The organism is Natrinema sp. SYSU A 869, assembly GCF_019879105.1.
Lineage (GTDB): Archaea > Halobacteriota > Halobacteria > Halobacteriales > Natrialbaceae > Natrinema.
Genome location: NZ_CP082249.1, coordinates 1,235,078 through 1,254,032 on the forward strand (window position 1 = coordinate 1,235,078; position 18,955 = coordinate 1,254,032).

At 61.1% G+C, this 18,955-nt stretch carries 12 protein-coding genes and 2 pseudogenes; 4 read left to right on the plus strand and 10 right to left on the minus strand.

What is annotated here, in order from left to right; genetic code table 11:
* The first annotated feature begins 239 nt into the window (after positions 1 to 239).
* Positions 240 to 850, plus strand: a pseudogene (locus K6I40_RS14250) (hypothetical protein).
* Between the two features lie 61 nt (positions 851 to 911).
* On the opposite strand, the gene K6I40_RS14255 reads toward K6I40_RS14250, so the two are convergent.
* Positions 912 to 1,307 carry a hypothetical protein gene (locus K6I40_RS14255; protein ID WP_222919701.1) on the minus strand — a complete coding sequence of 132 codons (396 nt, stop codon included), beginning with the start codon at positions 1,305 to 1,307 and terminating at the stop codon, positions 912 to 914.
* 319 nt (positions 1,308 to 1,626) lie between these two features.
* Positions 1,627 to 3,327, minus strand: a complete 1,701-nt coding sequence (locus K6I40_RS14260) for a hypothetical protein (protein ID WP_222919702.1) — start codon at positions 3,325 to 3,327, stop codon at positions 1,627 to 1,629.
* Positions 3,328 to 3,552: 225 nt separating this feature from the next.
* Here K6I40_RS14260 and K6I40_RS14265 point away from each other — a divergent pair, with 225 nt between their 5' ends.
* On the plus strand, positions 3,553 to 4,881 hold the full coding sequence (locus K6I40_RS14265; RefSeq protein ID WP_222919703.1) for a polysaccharide deacetylase family protein: 1,329 nt from the start codon (positions 3,553 to 3,555) through the stop codon (positions 4,879 to 4,881).
* Positions 4,882 to 5,035: 154 nt separating this feature from the next.
* Here K6I40_RS14265 and K6I40_RS14270 read toward each other — a convergent pair whose 3' ends face one another.
* The gene (locus K6I40_RS14270; protein ID WP_222919704.1) at positions 5,036 to 6,244 is read right to left on the minus strand and encodes a PKD domain-containing protein; all 1,209 of its coding nucleotides are present in this window, start codon (positions 6,242 to 6,244) and stop codon (positions 5,036 to 5,038) included.
* A 148-nt stretch (positions 6,245 to 6,392) separates the two neighbouring features.
* Positions 6,393 to 7,367 carry a glycosyltransferase gene (locus K6I40_RS14275; RefSeq protein WP_222919705.1) on the minus strand — a complete coding sequence of 325 codons (975 nt, stop codon included), beginning with the start codon at positions 7,365 to 7,367 and terminating at the stop codon, positions 6,393 to 6,395.
* Between the two features lie 178 nt (positions 7,368 to 7,545).
* Between K6I40_RS14275 and K6I40_RS14280 the strand changes: the two genes are divergently transcribed.
* Together K6I40_RS14280 and K6I40_RS14285 are read left to right on the plus strand one after the other, a co-directional pair.
* Entirely contained in the window at positions 7,546 to 8,811 is a 1,266-nt protein-coding gene (locus K6I40_RS14280; protein ID WP_222919706.1) for a hypothetical protein, read from the plus strand.
* Positions 8,812 to 8,881: 70 nt separating this feature from the next.
* Positions 8,882 to 9,955, plus strand: coding sequence for a glycosyltransferase family 2 protein (locus K6I40_RS14285; protein WP_222919707.1), 1,074 nt, complete (start codon positions 8,882 to 8,884; stop codon positions 9,953 to 9,955).
* 178 nt (positions 9,956 to 10,133) lie between these two features.
* Here K6I40_RS14285 and K6I40_RS14290 read toward each other — a convergent pair whose 3' ends face one another.
* The 6 genes and pseudogenes from K6I40_RS14290 to K6I40_RS14315 form a co-directional block, all read right to left on the minus strand.
* On the minus strand, positions 10,134 to 11,756 hold the full coding sequence (locus tag K6I40_RS14290) for a polysaccharide biosynthesis C-terminal domain-containing protein (RefSeq protein WP_222919708.1): 1,623 nt from the start codon (positions 11,754 to 11,756) through the stop codon (positions 10,134 to 10,136).
* A 192-nt stretch (positions 11,757 to 11,948) separates the two neighbouring features.
* Positions 11,949 to 13,457, minus strand: coding sequence for a right-handed parallel beta-helix repeat-containing protein (locus tag K6I40_RS14295; protein ID WP_222919709.1), 1,509 nt, complete (start codon positions 13,455 to 13,457; stop codon positions 11,949 to 11,951).
* 437 nt (positions 13,458 to 13,894) lie between these two features.
* Positions 13,895 to 14,557 (minus strand): helix-turn-helix domain-containing protein, encoded by a 663-nt coding sequence (locus K6I40_RS14300; protein WP_222919710.1) that lies wholly within the window; start codon positions 14,555 to 14,557, stop codon positions 13,895 to 13,897.
* Positions 14,558 to 14,664: 107 nt separating this feature from the next.
* A pseudogene (locus tag K6I40_RS14305) lies at positions 14,665 to 16,349 on the minus strand (alkaline phosphatase family protein).
* Positions 16,350 to 16,621: 272 nt separating this feature from the next.
* Positions 16,622 to 17,959 (minus strand): phosphoglucosamine mutase, encoded by a 1,338-nt coding sequence (gene glmM, locus K6I40_RS14310; protein ID WP_222919711.1) that lies wholly within the window; start codon positions 17,957 to 17,959, stop codon positions 16,622 to 16,624.
* A 495-nt stretch (positions 17,960 to 18,454) separates the two neighbouring features.
* Entirely contained in the window at positions 18,455 to 18,775 is a 321-nt protein-coding gene (locus K6I40_RS14315; protein WP_222919712.1) for a hypothetical protein, read from the minus strand.
* Between the last annotated feature and the right edge of the window lie 180 nt (positions 18,776 to 18,955).

Sequence of the window (18,955 nt, forward strand, 5' to 3'; positions counted from 1 at the left end):
AACCGTGAATGACCGTAAACTCGGTATGAATGTCGGAAATCCGCGTAGAATAATTTCTCGAAATAAAGGCCCCTACCCCTTCCTAGCATTGTGATTTTCAGGCCCTATAGCGCCTGATATATCGGTATAAAAATGGCGTGAAATGAGATCTGGCTCTGTGAAACCACATAAAATGAGTAATTCAGAAATACACGGTATCCATCCTTTATTACCCTCTTCTGAATAGGGGGATTAGCGCAATGAAAGCGAAACATATCAGCTCTGAAGGGAAGGATGAGGCGGGTGTGATTGACGACGGTCAGGGCGCGGATGAGGACGCTGATTGCCTCTCCGAGGAGCCTGCGTTTTCGAAGGATGATATCTTTCATCTCCTGCAGAACGAACGTCGTCGGATGGTTCTCCGGTATCTCCGGGGTACTGAAGAGCCCGTACGTATGCGCGATGTCGCAGAGCAAGTCGCGGCATGGGAACATGATACTACTGTCGAAAATCTCACGTCGACACAGCGTCAGCGCGTCTACATCCCCCTCTATCAGTCGCATCTCTCGAAACTCGATGAGGCGGGCCTGATCGAGTACCAGCAAAACCGCGGGCTCGTCGAGCGAAAGCCTCCCGCTGATCGAGTCGACCAGTACCTCGAATTGGACTCGACCGAGGAATCAACCGATGAGAAGCGCTCTGAGAGCCCACAGTGGGACGATTACTATATCGGAGCAACAGTCGTGTCCTACGCCATTCTCCTCGGTGCAGTGATCGAGTTGCCGTTACCTCGTTCCTCTCGGGGATCGGCTTGAGCGCACTCATCCTCACGGTCTTTACGATGGTCACGATCAAGCGACTCGTCAACTGATGACTGGTGGACTCTCTCGACGCAGAACGAAACGACGACCGAGGCAGTAGACGTCTGTCCGTTACGAAATCAGGACGGAAACCGAGACGAGTGTGATGAATACAAGCAACAATCCGATCGAGATCGTTGCGAGCACGGCCGGTGAGAATAGCCGACCCTCGCTCGTGTGAGTAGCGGACCGCTCGATTAGTCCCTGTGTTTCATCGAATTCGATGGCTCCTGACGCATCGAGTGCTGGCAGGCGCTCCTGATGCAGTCGCTCGTGGATGGTTGCCCACGTTTCAATCGGCGGATAGGCCGGTTCGACCAGCGCATCGGTGACTTCGTCGACGGTCACGGGTGTGTTCATCTCGTTGAGGACATCTACGAGAGCATCATTGGACTCCGGAAGGAACCCCTCTACTCGAGTATTGACTTCTTGGCCCGCCGGGAAATCGCACCCTGGAGCGTAGACCATCGTCACTCCCGAACTCGTCCCGGAAGTCACAGAACGCTCTTCGTCGGGGTCATCGGACGAAGAGTGCAACCAAGACGGCGTCAGACGCATATTCCGCGCTAAAACACCGTGGTATATAAGACTTCTCACGGTTACCGCCTGTGAACGGAATAGATAGCACTTAGAGTGATTTCGCGGGTGATAGTCACAGCGGAACCCCAACAGAGTATAGTAATTACTGGCAGTTAGTGCACGCCCCATCACACGACAGCTGTGCAAACAGTGTATAAACCGTTGCAGTTGATACTATATTGCCTATTCGTCCGGATCGGGCCGAGCGTTACGCGACCATCCGCTTCGGTGGCCACAGCCACGAACGGAGCTGTGCCTGTGATTCCGACCACTCGAGCCACTCGCGGAGGTCGGTGAGTCTGAGTTTGTGTCTGGCTGGCAAGTGATGGACGTGCTCGAGGTCGCCCAACAGCCGTCGGTCGAAGTCGTGCCGTTCGAAGAGTGTCTTGCGATCCGGCCACGGCGGTTCGAACGACGAGAGAAGCGGTGTCTTCCGACGAACGAAGCCTTCTACCTCGTTGAGTAGCGTTGCATCGTGCGGTCGGTCGGGCGGTCGGTGTCGCAGGATGTCGTCGTCGATTTGTTCGCACGCCTGGAGGAACGTTTCCGTCGTTCGGTCTTCCGGTGGCGCCATGAGGTGCCAGTCGATCAGGTCGCGGTCCGTCGCCAGAAACGAGGTCACGAAGTGATCGGACAGGTGATTGTGAAACGGCATCGACGGCTGGTTTGCGATGCCACAGCACGTGAGCGCGTTCTGGACCGTCTCTGCACGGTCCCGTCTCGCTGCAAACTCGTCGCCGATAGCGTCCCTGACGAACGCTTCCGGATCCACGTCGAAGGACGTCCGCTCGGCGAGCTCGAGGCTGGCCTCGCGGCTGTAGCCAAACTTCTCGAGAAGCACCTCGACGGGGTCCGGATCCGGATCGAGCCGGCCGGTCGGAATGCGTTTATCGAGGACGTCGACGGTCTTCGAGGCGGTGAAATGGCCGCGGAAGAACGTATCACAGAGGAGGCCGTGATACATCGTATCAACCCCGATTTCGTCCGTGTAGCCGGCGTGGTGGATGTGCAAGGACTCTTTGATCCCCTGTGAGTAGCGGGTCTTCGACTCGTCGGGCCGGAGGTAGCGCTCGTCCGGCGGGAAGGCAGTGTGGCTCGCGCCATACTGGGCAGCGAGCGATCGCGCGCCGCGGACCTCCTGTGCCTCCAGTGATCCCACCGTATAACTGCGGTCGATGTCGTCAACTTGTGAGAGGATGATTCGCGAATCGTAGCCTGCCGAGAGGAGCACGCCCTTTCGCCCCGGTAGCGACGACCGCCGTCGGAATGCCCGCTCGAGTCGATCGGCGAGTTCGTCGACCGCGTCGAATTCCTGGGGTGGCTGCGGGTCGTAGACGAAGCGATCGAGCGAGTCGACCGACGCGGGCGTGAGTTGGCTGTCGATCGGCAGCCGATGGAGTCCCGTGACGGTCGTCTTCTCGCCGAGGATAACTCCGAGGTGGAGGAATTCGAGGACGCCGTCTCGAGAGAGCGTCGGCTCTGCGATCGTGCGGCCGATCGCAGCAGCGTCGGTTCCGAAGACGCGGGTCCCCGAACCATCGGTATAGAAGCACTCACGGGAACGAACGGGATCAGTAGCGACGAACGCGCCGTCGCTCGACTCGGCGTCGACCACGGCCAGGTACGACCCGTTGAGTGCCGTCAACGCATCCTGTCCATCCGTCTCGTAGTGCTCGAGGAGCCAGCGCGCGGCGTTGGGGTCGTCATCGGGAACGTACGCCTCGCCCCAGATGAGACAGCACCCCTCATCGCCGGTGTACGCGGCGCTCCAGCCGCGTGCGCCGAGATCGGAATCGCGGATTCCGACTGTAAGCGTCGATCCGGCGAGCACCTCGTCGAAGTCGTCGCTGGATCTGAACCGCTCGAACGCGTCTATACCACCGAATACACCGAAGAGTTCCCTGTTCATCGTCGAAGACTTCCTTACAGACGGCATACGGTCGCATGGAGGAAGAATCGAGTTCCGACCGATCCTCGTTTCCGTACGCCTCCGTGGGCCACCTTCGGACGAACACTCAATTACTATGCTACCGTTAAGCGCCGAAGCGACGGATTCAGGGCGAGTCGGACGACTATCGCTTTGGACTATTGGATCTATAATAATGGGATCGCTGTCGGTAGCTTCGGATCGTCAATGTCACAGAAACGCGCAACGCGACGTCGGTTCCTCGCACTGTCGGGTGCGGCCGGACTCACCGGTATGGCCGGCTGTGCGGATCGGATCAAGTCGGCGACCGAGGGAGTCAACGGCAATTCATCGGACGAAACCCCTGGCGGTTCGGACGGCTCGACGCCGGGACTCACGAACGGTGTTCCGCCGCTCGAGACCGAATTCGACAGCCGAGAACAGTACCGCCAGCCGGGCGAATCGCTCGATGACTTCAGTAATCTCGATGCCTGGACCGTCAGTCGTGGATCTGGCGAAGCGGACACGGACGTCGTATTCGACGGTGAACAGAGCTTCAAACTACAGTCGGACGGTAGCAAGAATATCGTCGCGGAGCGGAGCCTCAATGGCGAAGACCTGACGGAGACGGATCTCTCCGTTGCGATCCGGACGACGACGCCCCAGAGCATTGCGGTCAACCTGCGTCTCGTCGACCAGTTCGGCGGTGAGAAGGTGTACTCGCTCCGTGAAATCAGGTACCGCGCGCCCGACATCGGCTGGTTCCGGACGAGTCCTGGCGTCTTCCAACAGGACGAACCCGGACCGTCGCTAGACTATCTCGATCGACTCGAGATTCAGGTGCTCCACTCCATGCCGGAGGCGGAGGTCTGGGTCGACGATCTGCGGACCCACGAGACGCCCGATCAAGGGTACGTCATGCTGAGCTGGGACGATGGGACGCTCGACTACTACGAGTCCGCCGCGCCGCTCCACGACGAGTACGGGTTCCCGGCGGTCCAGGCACCAGTGCCGCGGTGGGTCGAACAGGGACAAGACGGGGTCATGTCGCTCTCGGAACTCCAAGAGCGTCAGGAAGCCGGCGACCAGATCGTCGTCCACGGGACGCACAATCCGATTCACGAACTCGACGACGAAGGCGCACTCGATGAACGACTCAAGAACGACAAACGGTGGTTCATCGACAACGGCTTCGAAGGGGCGAACTACATCGTCCATCCGCACAACAGTTTCGACAAGACGAGCCTCGAGCAGGCGACCAACTACCACTACTGCGGCGGCTTCAATCAGGCCGGGAGCGTCAATACGACGAGCGTCTACGGCTTCGATCCGCTGGCGTTACCGCGGACGATCGGACATGACCTCGAGATTTCGAAACAGTGTGTCGATCTCGCCGCCCAGCACAACCAGTGTACGATCTTGAACTTCCACACGTTCGAAGCCAACAACACGATGCCTAAGGGCGACTATAAGACGTTACTCGAGCACATCGATAGCGCCGACGTCAAGGTCATCACCTTCGACGACCTCTGGAAACTACGAGCGGGCGACCACTGATTTTCGGCTCCCGTCGTTGTCCCGCTTGCAGTCCGCGGACGACTGCCCGAAACGACCGACGCTCCGGTAGCGACGTCTCCCCGTTCACGAACCGGGAGCGGCGGTGTTTACCGGTGACTGCCGCCACGGTGGACAGCAGGACCCGACGAACAAGTCAGCAGTTCGCCGAGAGCGTGATCCGATCGATATCGGTCGCTCCGTCGTCGTCGACGACGCGTAACGCGACCGGATGGTCGCCGTTCGCACTGATCGTCACCTCGATCGTCTCGCCAGCCTCGTCGAACGAGCCGTCGTCACCGACGCACCACTCGTAGTCCACTAGTTCGCCGTCCGGATCGCGCGACTGCGAGGCATCGAGCGTGACCGTCTGACCCGGCTCGAGAACCGTTTCCGTCGCCGACGTCGGACGGGTCTCGATCCGTGCAATCGGTGACTCCGCCGTCGGGCTCTCGTCACCGTCGGTACTGTCGTCGACTGGCTCTTCGGGTTCAGGCTCGGGCTCGGATTCCGCTGGCTCGTCGTCAACCGGTTCTTCGGACGGACTGCTGCCGTCGGCGTCGTCGAGCAGGAGTTCGTCTTCGAAGAGTCGCTCGACGATTGCCGTGTGCCACTGGACGCGGGTCTCGAGTTCGACGCCAGTCGAGAGGGTCTCCGCCAGGAACCCATCGGCGTCCAGATCGCGGGCGGCCTTGTGAGCGAGCAGGCCGGCCGGGTCGGTGTCAGGTTTGGAGAAGGGGCCGGTCTCGAACGCGAGGGCGGGATCGTCGACGTAGTTTCTGGTGACGTAGTTGGTGGCGTCCGTAGCGGCGTCGTCCGCTTCGTTGCCGCCTGAGTGGAATATCGCCTGCCCGACGCCATCCATGGGATCTCCCGCGTAGATACCCGTCGACTCGTGAAGATCGATCAGTATGTCGGGATCGTACTCGCTGATGACGTCCCAAAGTTCCCGCGCGAGCTGCGTTTCCGGCGTCTCCCCCTCGGGGAACTGCCGATTGAGGTTGTTCCCCTCATCATCGTTTCTGGTCCCGCGCTCGATCGCGACAGCGTTGGCCTCGGGAATCGTCACGAGCGTCCCGGCGTCGATCGTCAAATCAGCGATCCGGCCTGCCGCCGTGTAGCCCGCGACCTCGTTCCCGTGCATTCCGCCGACGACGACGGCCGTCGGACCTTCGGTGTCCGCGGTCGTCACGTACACCGTTGTCTCTTCGTCCGTTCCCTCGCGAATGACGATGGAGTCCCGACTGACGCCCTCGCTGTCGTTCTGGGCCGTGTCGCCAACGACGCTGGCGACGCTGGTACTGATAAGTGTACAACCGGCTGTGGCAGCCAATATAGATCGTCGTGAGAGTGTATCGCGTCTCATCCGTCCGTTCCGTCGGTGTCGGTCGGTTTTACTACAGGTACAATAACCGGCGGAAACGGTATTGTTCCGCTTTTGCAACAGTCTGCGTCGATAGAATGCGCTTCCCAGTCGTTTCAGAGCGGAAACGACCGGCGGAGAACCGGTGTACTCACCGGGAAAGTACACGCCGACCGAGTGTCGTCGCGATGAGCAGGACGACGAGCATCGCGACGACTGGACGCGGCCGCCGTCGAACGCCGGCAATGGCGACCCAGCCGACACCAGGATACGCCCGCGGCGACGCTGCGGCCTTGCGGAAGTGCCACGCGCCACGCAGGAACTGTCCATCCGCGAAGTACCGCTTCGCGATGACGAGTTCGTGGCTCGAGCGGATCTCGTACCCCTGGTCCTCGAAGCGATCGATCTCGGCCTCGTACGCCGAGCGGTACTGCTCGCTCGCGTTCGCAACGATGGCCGCCGACGGGTGGCCGGTATCCTCGCGGCGGACGAGCACCTCGTCGACGTAGGCGAGTTTCCCGTGTTCGAGCACACGCAGGCAGAATTCCGGGTCCTGGAACCGGTCGAGTTCCTCGTCGAAGCCGCCGGCGTCTCTGGCGACTTCGGTCCGGACGAGCAGCGTCGAGCCAGCTCCCGGTTGGACGTTGTCCGCGAGAATCTCGCCAATCAGTTCCTCGTTCCCTTCCTGCGTCGGCTCGTCGTCCCCTCGAGCAAGGACGGCTGCGGCGGCCGAGCGGAGCCAGCCGCTCGTTCCGGACAGGTCGTACGCCGAATCACAGTAGGCACCGACCCAGTCGCTCGAGCGATCCGCAAGGACCGCGAACTGGCGCTCGAGTTTCTCGGGGTGCCACTCGTCGTCCGAGTCGAGGAAGGCGACGTACTCCCCACGTGCGTGTTCAAGTCCCGTGTTCCGAGCGACGTTTGCGCCTTGGTTGGTCGCGTGCACGACCGGCCGAACCCGCGGGTCATCGTAGGCGGCCAGCACCGACTCGGTGTTGTCGGTCGAGCCGTCATCGACGACGACCACTTCGAGGTCGTCGACCGTCTGTTCGAGCGCGCTGTCGATCGCACTCGGAAGCGTCGCCGCTCTGTTGTACGTCGGGATGATGACGCTGACGCGAGTCATTTCCAGGTACTTCCGGCGCATCTCGGATTATTATCGCCTGGATAACCGTCACGCCCTGGCATCACCGGTCGATGACTCGAACGGTCGACGCCGTGGCGTTCTCGAGCCGCATGGCTCGATCAGCGATGAGCGACTACCCTCCGTATAAGAAAGAGCGAACGGTTCGTCGACGCGGTCAATGACGAATCGAAACCGACGATCGTTCGTAACCACGGTCGCAGCGGCCGGAACGTTCGGGCTCGCTGGCTGCCTCTCGCGAGTGCGCGAGTGGCGTAGTGGAAGCGGCGAGCCGACATCGGTCCAGTCGGGAGACGAGACCGCCGCGTCCGGAACCGGTAGCCGTCCGGACCTTCCAGGGGAATCGATCGACCACTTTGAGGACCTCGACGGATGGACGTCACTGATCGACGGCGGCGAACTCGAGGCCGGGACGGACGATCCGTACGCCGGATCGCAGTCAGCTCACCTCACGGCATCCGAAGAGACCGAGTACGCGGCCGTCTACAGGTCGGTTCCTGACGGACTGGATCTGAGCAACAAGGCCCTCTCGCTGGCTGTCGCCTTTAGCGGTCGCGACCAGCTTCACCTCACGCTCGAGCTGTTCGCACCGAACTCGCGCAATGTTCACGCCATGCAGCGAACGCTCACCGGACCCGCCGATCGGTGGGTACGCGTCGACTTCGGGACCGACCGAATCGATGCCCAGCCGGATCTCACGGACGTGCGTCAGATCAGGCTAATCGCCCGCCGGCGCGGTGACTCGACCGGATCGATCGACTGTCGAGTCGACGACCTCCGGGCGGTCGACCGGCCCGAAACGGGAACTGTCGTGTTGCTGTTCGACGGGACTCTCGAGAGCCATCACGCGAACGCCCTCGAATACATGGAATCGTACGGCTTCGCGGGCGTCGAAGCGGTCATCCCCGAAGCCATCGATGGGGGCAACAGACTCTCGCTCGAGCAACTCGGCGAGCTGGACGATGCGGGCTGGGACCTGGCGTCCCGTCCGCGAACCGGCTCGCAGTTCCTCCACGAGTTCTCGCCCGAGCAGCAAGAGGGGATGATTCAGCGGACGAAAATGTTCCTCGAGGAGCGCGGCTTCGAGGACGGCGCGAAGCATTTCGTCACACCGCGGAACGTGCTCGGGTCGACGGCCAACGACCTCGTCCGGGAGTATCACGAACAGGCCTTCCGGTTCGGCGGCGGCCCGAACGGGTTGCCACTGACCGACCCACACAATGTCGGGTTCTTCGCCGGCGATGCGGGCGACGAGACGAAAACGTACGTCGACTACGCCGCTGAGTACGGTCAGCTCGCCGTCTTGCACTTCGAACACATCGGCGAGAACGGCATGAGCGAGCGAGCGTTCGAGGCACTGCTCGAATACATCGATTCGCGGAACGTCGACGTCGTCACCGCTACCGAATTGCTGGAGCAATCATGATCGAGACCGACTTGAACACCTCGGATAGCACCGTCGTCGATCGCGCCGCCATGACCGGAGGTGACCGCTGATGTACCGGGGCACGAGCGTCGGCGTCGTGATTCCCGCCTACAACGAGGAAGGGTTCGTCGGCGACGTGATCCGCGAGATGCCTGCGTACGTCGATCGAATCTACGCGATCGACGACCGGTCGACGGACGGCACTCGGGACGAAATCCTCGAGGCTGCACGGGAGGACGCAAGCGAGAGCGGGATCGGCGAACGCCGTGCCAGCGAGAACGAGACCGTCGAACAGCTCGTGGCCGACGGTGGTGCGTCTACACTGGCAAGCCGAGCGACGGTCCGCGACACCATTGGTCGGGTCGTCCCGATCGAGCATCGCGAGAACCGCGGTGCCGGCGGTGCGATCAAGACCGGCTATCTTGCCGCGCTCGCGGACGGGGTGGACGCGACGGTCACCGTCGACGCGGACGGTCAGATGGATCTCTCCCAGATGCAGCGGCTCCTCGACCCGATCGTCGAGGGCGAGGCCGATTACGCGAAGGGGAACCGGCTCCTGTCCCGGGAGTATCGAGCGGCCATGCCGCGGTTTCGGTTCATCGGTAACACGACCCTGACATTCCTGACGAAGATCGCGTCCGGGTACTGGAAGACGATGGACCCCCAAAACGGGTATACGGCGATCTCGCACGACGCGCTCGCGGCGATCGACGTGCCGGCCCTCTACGAGTATTACGGCTACTGCAACGACCTGCTGGTCAAACTGAACGTCCACGGGATGCGCGTCGCCGACGTGGCGATGCCGGCCGTCTACGGCGAGGAGGAGTCGAGTATCACGTACTCGCGATACATTCCGAAGGTGTCGCTGATGTTGCTGCGCAACTTCCTGTGGCGGCTGCAAACCAAATACCTCGTACTTGATTTCCACCCGCTCGCGCTGCTCTACCTGTTCGGAGCCGCGACGGCTTCGACCGCCGTTCTCGGTGCCGGAACGTCGCTGGTTTCCCTGCTCTCGAGCGGCGACGTTCCGGCCGTCCAGAGCGCGACGAGCCTGCTGCTGTTCGTCGCCGGAACCGCGTTCCTCCTGCTCGCAATGGTGTTCGACATGGCGGAGAGCGAACCCCTCGAGACACAGGTGCGATAGCGTCGTGGGTCGCAGCCGTCCCGGTTTCTGTCCGACTTTACCCCTCTAATTCTCCCCGCTAGCGGTGTTGTGGTGAGAGCAGGCTCATCTCGCTCGAGCGACGGCTGCGAAACGATAATGTCGGTCGACGGGGCGAGGAATGACGACTTTCGATTCGTCTCGCGTCGGGGAGCGACACTCACACGCCGGAATCGAGTACTCCCAGTGCGAGCCCCGAGACGAGCAGGGACAGCCCGGCGACGAACAAGAGGATCTGCAACCAGTTACGATTCGACCCATCGCTCCTGATGCCCGCAATTCGACTGGAGATCCCGTCCGCCGTCGACCCGATCGGGTCCGGAAACGCTGACAGCACCTCGAACGGTTCGGCGGGATCCAGTGCACCGATGAGGAGCGCGAACGTGACGAAGATCACGAATCCGACGGGCGGGACGACTGCGAGTGCGAGCCACGGGTTCGAGATCGCCGTCGAGAGAGCAACGATCGGAACCGCTGCGAGGATGGTCGTCAGAGCCGCGCGACCGAGCCGTGCGTCCGCGAGCGGATCGAAGCCGACGAGTCGAGCGCTCCAGCAGTGGAAGACGAACATCGACCCGTATCCGATGCTGGTCGCGACAGCCGCACCTTGCATCCCGTACCGCGGAATAAGGGCGGCGTTGAGTACCAGATTGATCAGCGCCGCGCCGCCAGTGGCCACGACCGGATACCGGAGCGTCCCTTCCCCCTGTGAAACCGCGAGAACCGGTCGCGCGAGGGCGAAACCGAGTGCTCCGGGGAGCAACAGCAACAGGGGCGTGATCGCCGGCTCAGCCTCGGCACCGAAGTAGATCGGGACGGCGACGTCTGCCAGCGCCGCGAGCCCGACCGCCATAACGGCCGTCAGCAGAAACGTGTAGCGCGTCGTCCGTGAGACGAGCGCCGAAATCTTCCTGTAGCGGTTCTGTGACCACAGTTCCGACGTCGAGTGAACGAACACCGTCTGAATCGCCATCGGAACGAACCAGAGGAACTCGGCGATCGTCAGTGCCGCTCGATAGTTACCAACCGCCGCGTCCGTCCGGAACCGATGGAGCATCACGATGTCGATGTGATAGAGCGACATCAGCAGGAAAATCAGCGCGATACTCATCGAGTTGAACGTGAGCATCTCTCTCCGGGGAAACCGCTTCGACGGGCTGGTGAACACGCACGACAGCGGAATCCGTCGGTGGACGAGGAGGAGCCCGACCACGGCGACAAGGATGCTCGCGAACAGGTGGCCCGCGAGCGCTCCCATCACGCCGATGCCGACGTAGGTCAGCGGAATCGCGACCACGACGAAGCCGAGCTTATCGAGAACCTTGAGCGGTTCCGAGTACCGCTCGAGTCCGAATCCCATGAGCGTCTTCCGCGTGTAATCGCGAAACTGTGCCGAAATCACGAGCGCGGCAAGAACGTAGAAATACGTCGTCAGATCGGACCCGAACGCGAGGGAGACGATCCCGAATCGGGTCGCAGCTATCAGCAGGAGGGCCCCGATGATCGAGAGAAAGACCGCCAGCCGGAAGTAGAAGCCAACGACGTGCTCGCTCCAGTTCGCCGCGGCGCGGTCCTCTGCGAGGAATTTCCGGACTCCATCGGTAATCCCGGAACTGACGAAGATCATATAGATCGCAAAGACGGACAGCAAAAGCGAATACTCGCCGAACGCCGATGCGCCGAGAAATCGGTAGAGCAGCGGCGTTGAGAGCGCAGTGACGACGAGAACGACGACTTTCGCACTGACGACCGAGACGACGCCGCTCGCAATACTTCTGTTCACGGCTTCCCCCTCGCACGTTCGAGCCGCCGATCGATAGGCCCGTTCGCCGACGATCGGTCGCGATCCGACGTACTCACTGTAGTAGGCCCGTGGCGACAGCGTGGCGTTATTATACGGGCATTAAACGAACTCGAGAAGCGAATTTACGGTGAAGAAGGGGAGAACGAACCTATATCGGCCGTCCAATGCCGACTACTCGTACGTATTCTCCCAGGTCGTGACACCGCTCGCGCCAAGGTCACGAATCCCGCCGACCAACCGATTCTTCTTGAAGGTAGGATTCGTCGACGACGGATAGAGGCAGACGGCCTCATTACCGGTCGACGACTCGAGCGTCGAGTCACGAACGAGTATGCTGGATCCGAGGTCGACGTATGGATACTGACTGGCCCGCAGCTCGCTCTGGTAGACAGTCATATCCTCACCCGTGTTGACGATGGCGTTTCGATCCACTCCGTCACGTCCGTGCTGCGTGACGTCGACGTTACTGAACCGACAGTTATCCCGTTCACAGCGAATGCCGTCTCGGAAACCGCTGGCATCGCCTGCGCGCCCCGAAATCGTGACGTGCTCTGTGAGGATCTGCTCGGTGCGGTCGCTGTCCTGAATCCAGAGCGGATAGCCGCCCGTGGTTTCGTGGGTGATCTCCGTGTCGACGATCGTCGCCTCACCGCACTCGGGCGAGAGGACAATCCCATGGTTGATGTCTTCTCCCTGGAGCTGCAGGCGAGTGGTATCGATTCGAGCGCTTTCGCAGGTATTCATCACCGAAATCGCGTGGCTGGTCGGTTTGGGTGACGTGATCTCGACGGCAGCGCCGTAGATCTCCATGTTTCGACCGTTCTCGATTCGGATGCCACGCTGGGTCTTGTCCTCCGGCCGCGTCGAGTCAACTTTGACCGTCGGCCATCGAATTTCACTGTCTCGGCCGCCGACGCGAATGTTCGCACCGTTGCTGTTCCGATAGAGGCCCCCGTTGACGATGACCGTCCCGTTGCCGCCCGCCGCGTAGAGGCCGTTGTTTGGGAACCCGCCGAGCAAGCAGCGCCTGAACTCGAGCGTTCCCTCGTTTTCGTTCGCTTCGATGCCGATCGGGCCGCGCCAGCGGTTGCCTGCGTTCGGCGTATTGTTCACCCACGCGCCACCGTCCGGTGCTCGGAACCGTTCGACAATGCCTCGACCGTCGGGGTCGGTGACGTTGAACAGTCCCGGACCCCACGTCCCGCTGTCGTGGTACCCGTTGATCGTCACGTCGCGCACCTCGAGTCGGTCGTCGGCGTAGGCCTCGATCGTTCTGATCCCTGTATCAGGTGCCGTCTGATCGACGTCGAACCCCTCGAAGCGGAGCGTTCCCCCGGGACTGTACGAGACACCGAGACGGAACAGTCGATACTGTGGCCCGTTGAACTCGTGGTAGTCCGCCGGGATCAGCGTCGCGTTCTCGCCGACGACGCCGAAGTTATCGAAGCCCGTGAACCTGAACTGTTCGTCCATGTAATACTCCCCCTCGGGAAACACGAGCAGTGTATCGTCACTGCGGAGTTCTTCGAGAACGGGGGTGATCGATTCGGTCCCAGTGTTATCCGCTCCCGCCTCGGTGACGTCTACGACGGTTCCGTAGTTGTCGTAGTAGTACCCGTAGGGCTCCGAGGATGCGCTGGCAGTCGAGGTCAGTCCGATTCCGGCGGCACATGCGGCCACAGCTCCTCCCAGGAACGTCCTTCGCGATCGTGTCTGCGAAGTCGACTCGTCGAGAGATGTCTGACTATCTTGCCCGTCAGCCGACCGAGAACTACGAGAAACATCACGATTCGAGCGCTGCATACCACTTCGTTCCGACATTGAAATTCAATTTATTGTGAATGATGGCGGGGACCAGTATCTATGGATTCGGATAGCAAGCTTTTAAACCCGAATCGCTAATCGGAATGCTCAGAACGGCCATCACGTTCCCGATTGACAGAACGGTTGTGCAAATTACAATCGGCCGTTCCGACCGCGATATCGTCGGTTTTTCAGCGTTCCAGATGGAGTTTTAATAGCCTGTTAAACACCTCATAGCCGGAATCAACGTCCTTCGAGTGGTAATCCAACCGGGGGATTCAAGCGGCCCATAGGGGACTGTGAGTCGGTCAGGCTCATCCGTATTCATCAGGCGTGCGATCATTCTCGAGCGTTGTGGCGATCAGTTCGGTGACGGCGCGCCGAATCCGCTGGGAGACCGCTGAATCCGAGATACCGAGCCGATCTGCGAGATCGTCCTGAGTGACTCGCCGCGGTACCTCGAAGTAGCCGGCGTAGTACGCCATCGTGAGGATCTCGTGCTGTCGTTCGGTCAGGGAGTAGGTTCGATCGTCGGTCGCCGACGAGTCGTACAGCTGGTTCACGCGGAACGAGATGCCGCGGTCGCGACAGTGCACCCGGAACGCGGACAGCGCGTCCCGATCGGGGAGATGGACCCGTGCGATCCAGCCCCCGTCGTCGCTCGTTACCGTGAAGACAAACAGCCCATACTCGACACAGCGATCAGGAACGATCTCGAGATCGCTATCGACGGCAATGCGATAGACCGTCCGGTTCTCGAACGTCGCGACGCGAGTCGAGTCCGAGACGGTCGGATCGGCAGCCATTGCGTCCTCGAGGGCCGCGTGCTCGTCGCTGAAGGCTGAAACGAACTGCAGGCGTCGCTCGCCGGTCGTCGTCCCGTACTCGTACCTGAGCGTAACGTCCGAACAGCGCTCTATCGTCGGGACTAACGGAAGCTCATCGTGGACGAGGTGGACTGCTGCGATAAATCCCATTGCGATATCAATGTCGTATTCTATCGTCGGAACTAGCGGCCCATACTTATAGCGCGGGTAAGCTGATTGCAACGGCGCGAACCAACCCGGTCCTGCGGTTCGACGATTCAGTTCATGTATCCGAGATCAGCCAGTCGGTCGGTGACGTCCTCGTCCGTCGCCGGTCGGGTCTCGTCGTCCCCTTCCTCGTATGCTGGGTAGGGCATCGGTTCGGTCGAATCGACGACAGGAACGACACTGCCGTCCATACGGTCGCTGTAGGGGACCCCCATCGCGGCCATGATCGTCGGCGCGACGTCGAAGAGGTGTGCCCGCTCGAGCGCGGCGTTCTCGTTTATACCCTTGCCCGCCGCGACGAAGACGCCGTCGAGCTTGTGATTCCAGGGTTCGGCCGGTCCGAAGTAGTCACCGTCGCCTAACTGCTCGGAGAGCATGTGTTCGAAGTCAGCGGGAATCGTAACGATGTCGACCGTCTCGTCGATGTTGTCGCCGTGGAAGTACTGCTCGCGGGGTGCAACCGTCTCGAAGAACGGCTCGCCGTCGGGCGTCTCGATAGCCTGTAGCGACCGGATGAGTCCCTCCCGAAGTTCCTCGTACTCCTCGGGCGGAACGACACCCATCGGGTCACGTCCCTCGAGATTGATTCGGACGCCGAGTTCGGTTCGCGCACGAACGTACGCTTCCGATTCGGCGAAGTCGACCTGTTCGTTCGCTGTTCGAGAGACGCCGCTGGGCGCGTACTCGATCGCGAGGTCCGCCAGCCCGACCCGCTCGAGTACAGTCCGTATTCGACTGGCGGTGACGCCGAATCGTGCGGCGACCGACGCTGTGCGTGCGACCATTCCCGGCTCCCACGTGTCGTACTCCTCGCCCTCGCGGAGGCGTCTGCGCATCGGCGTCCACGACGGCATCCCCTTGCCGCCGGTCGTCGTCTCGAGGTAGCCCATGTCACGGAGGTACTCGTTGACCCGGAACTCGTAGCCTCCGTACTCACCCATTCCGTGATCGCTCACCAGGAAGACGCGATCCGGATCGCAGTCCTCGAGAATTTCCTGATCTGTTCGTCGGTCGCCTCGTAGACGCTATCGACATGTCGTTTCTCACCGCTGAACTCGTGAAAGACCGTGTCCGTCTTCTGGAACTGAACGAAGCCAAAGTCTGGTTCGAACTCGTCGGCAAGGTAGCGAAACGCCTCGCCGCGCAGCCGGACGAGTTCCTGATACTCCTCGATCTTCTCATCGTCGGAGAGCGAGTCGTCGTCCCGCGTATAGTTCGGGTAGACGCGGTACTCCCCGATCGCGTCGCGGACGTCGTCGAGAATCCCGTCAGGGTGGCACGGCGGGTCCTCGGGGCCGAGAAATCCGGGTATCACCGCCCCATCGAACTCGTCGGGCGGGTGGGTGACCGGTGCGTTGACGACGACGCTCGAGCGATCGTGTCGATCTAACAGCGTCCACATCGAATGTTCGTGGACGTCGTCGTTGCTCGTCACGTGCCAGTCATAGCCGTCGTAGCCGACGAAGCCGACCACGCCGTGTTTTCCGGGGTTGACACCGGTGTAGATCGACGGCCAGGCGCTCGGCGTCCACGGTGGAATCTGTGACTCGAGCGGTGCGGTTACTCCCGTCGAACAGAGCCCCTCGATGGTTGGAATTCGGTTCTCCTCGAAGAGCCGCTCGAAGACCGGCAGACACCCCGCATCGATCCCGATGAGGAGCGTGTCCAACCCGTCCGATTCGTTCTCAGTACTCCCAGTTGCTGTCGCGTCGTCACGGCCAAACGTCCGAGTCATCGTTGTAGTTGTCTTTTCGTAACCCGTGTTCCCGTTCGACCGCTGCCGACATGCCACGGCAGCGGCGTCGTTCGTTGCACCACGTATCTAGATCCAGCGAGGGAGACGGAATACTTCATTATCTCTCCGTTAAACCCGTCATTGCTCCCTGCAAGCCACAATCTGACAGGTTCGGGGTGGATGAATCCGCAAGCCCAAAACAGTGTTACTGACCGATTCGACTGATCGGATTTGAGTCGGATTGTGTGAGGGATGGGGCGCCAGTCCACCGTTCACGGTTGGATTCCCGATACCGTCGCGATCGCGGTCTCGAGGAGCCCGATGGCGTCGGCTTCCAGTTGCTCGGCTCGAAACTCGTCTCGTGCTTCGGCCGTGAGACGGACGACTGGTTCGGTACCGCTCGCACGCAGGAGAATCCATCCGTCGTCGACGTCGACGTAGACGCCGTCAAGCGTATCGACGTCATCGTACCGCTCGCAGACGCATTCATGAACCTGATTCATCACGGCGGTTTTCTCCTTGACCGTAACCGATGCGCGGCGAATGGGGTACGTCTTGACGCCCTCGACGAGCGACGACAGCGGTCCGCGATCGGCGACGAGTTCGACGAGTTTGCACGCAGCGAGTGGCCCGTCCGGGCACGGCATTTCGTCCGGCCAGATCCACATCCCGCTCGGTTCGCCGCCGAAGACGACGTCCGGCCACGTCGTACAGTCGGCCACGAAGGTGTCGCCGACCCGCGTTCGACTCACCGTCGCGCCGACGGCTGCGAGCGCATCGTCGACGGCTATACTCGTCCCAACCGGCGCAGCGACGATGTCGCCGTCGGTCGCAGCTTCACGCGCGAACAGGGCGAGAAGCGCGTCTTTCGGGACGAACGATCCCGTCTCATCGATGGCCAGCATCCGATCAGCGTCGCCGTCGTGAGCGATTCCAAGCCGCGCGTCCGTCGCTTCGACGAACGACGAGAGCTCTCCGAGCGTTTCTCGAGTCGGTTCGTTCGGCCGCCCCGGAAAGCGCCCGTCTCGCTGCCCGTTCAGCGTGACGACGTCGCAGCCGAGTTCCGAGAGCACGCGTGCCGTGATCCCACCGGTGCCGTTCCCGACGTCGACTGCGACGCTCGGCGGGTCGGCTACCGAGACGGCCTCGACCAGCTCCGTCGCGTGTCGATCGATCGCGTCCCCCACCGGCTCGAGTGATCCCCCTCCGTCCCAGGGTTGCAGGTCATACTCGTCGCGTTCGACTCGAGCAGCGATCCCATCACGCTGCTCGGGACCGAACGCCTTCCCGGACGACGACCAGAGTTTGATCCCGTTATCCGGTGCGGGATTGTGAGACGCCGTGACGACGACACCCGCGTTCGCATCCGTCCGTGAGACGGCTCTCGCAATCGTCGGCGTCGGTGCGACGCCGGCCTCGAGAACGTCCGCACCGCACTCTCGAAGACCGGCGGTTACTGCATCGACTAGTATTGGACCGCTCTCTCGAGCGTCTCGTCCGACGACGACGCGATCGTAGCCATCAGACGCGACGGCACGACCGAGCGAGAGCGCAAGTGCAGCCGTGACATCCTCACCGACCGTTCCCCGGATACCGCTCGTGCCAAACATAGCGACTGTCACTGATAGTGAATTTATTACTATGGAGTTATTAGAACGAGACTGACTGTGTTTTCGCCGCCGTTCCCATGCCTAGTCGCGAGCTATTGCGATGCCCACGCGCGGGACGCTGTTCGTTCGGTGAACACCTCCGGTTGCGGCTACCGCCACACCACATGGTCGCCATCGAAAAACAGGCGACCGTGCTCACCGAACCGTCTCACGTGATTAGCCGGTTGTTGGATCAGGCCCAGCGCTCTCATCGGCCCTCGACCGGTTCGGGACCGACACCGACGTCGTCCAATCGTTGATGGTGAACGAGGGGACTTGAGGCGCTCGAGTGGAAGAGTGATGGATCGCCAGTCAACCGTTCGTAGACCCAGATCGAATCGTCGCCGAACTGTCTCTCGGAGCGAACGGAACCGAACTCGTCGCGGCGACGATCTATTCAAACTGGTGGACCTACCGTACTGATTGCAACTGGGACGACAAAGCCAGAGAGGCGGATCAGATCGTCAATACCAGCTCTATGGCATAGAAGACGAGCGAATATACCGTCACCAGCACGGCTGCAACGCCAACCGCCGCCGATTTGCCGTACCACTTGTTCACTACCCAACCGACGATAGAAGCGATACAGAGCGCCGGTCCGATCGCCACGACAAGGAGACTATACGGTTCTACGATATTAGTTATCGCTCCACTCAGGAGTCCCAAGAGCAGTGTCTGGACGATATATCCGGGGATGAACAGTACCACACCGAGTATCGCCACTATCGCGTGGCGAGCGTATCCCTCTGGACGTGTAGGTAACCAGGTAATCTTCATGAGTTTCAGTTTCCTTCTGAATTATAATAACTATTCGGACAACGTACACCGTCGATCGTTATTTTTCAGATTCTCACGAGATACGACTCGGCCCAGTTACCGTGGACGACCTTGTCGGGTGACCTAGTCTTGTGTTGCCCGTGGTGAACCTTGTAATAGTGATCGTCGAAACCCCACGTC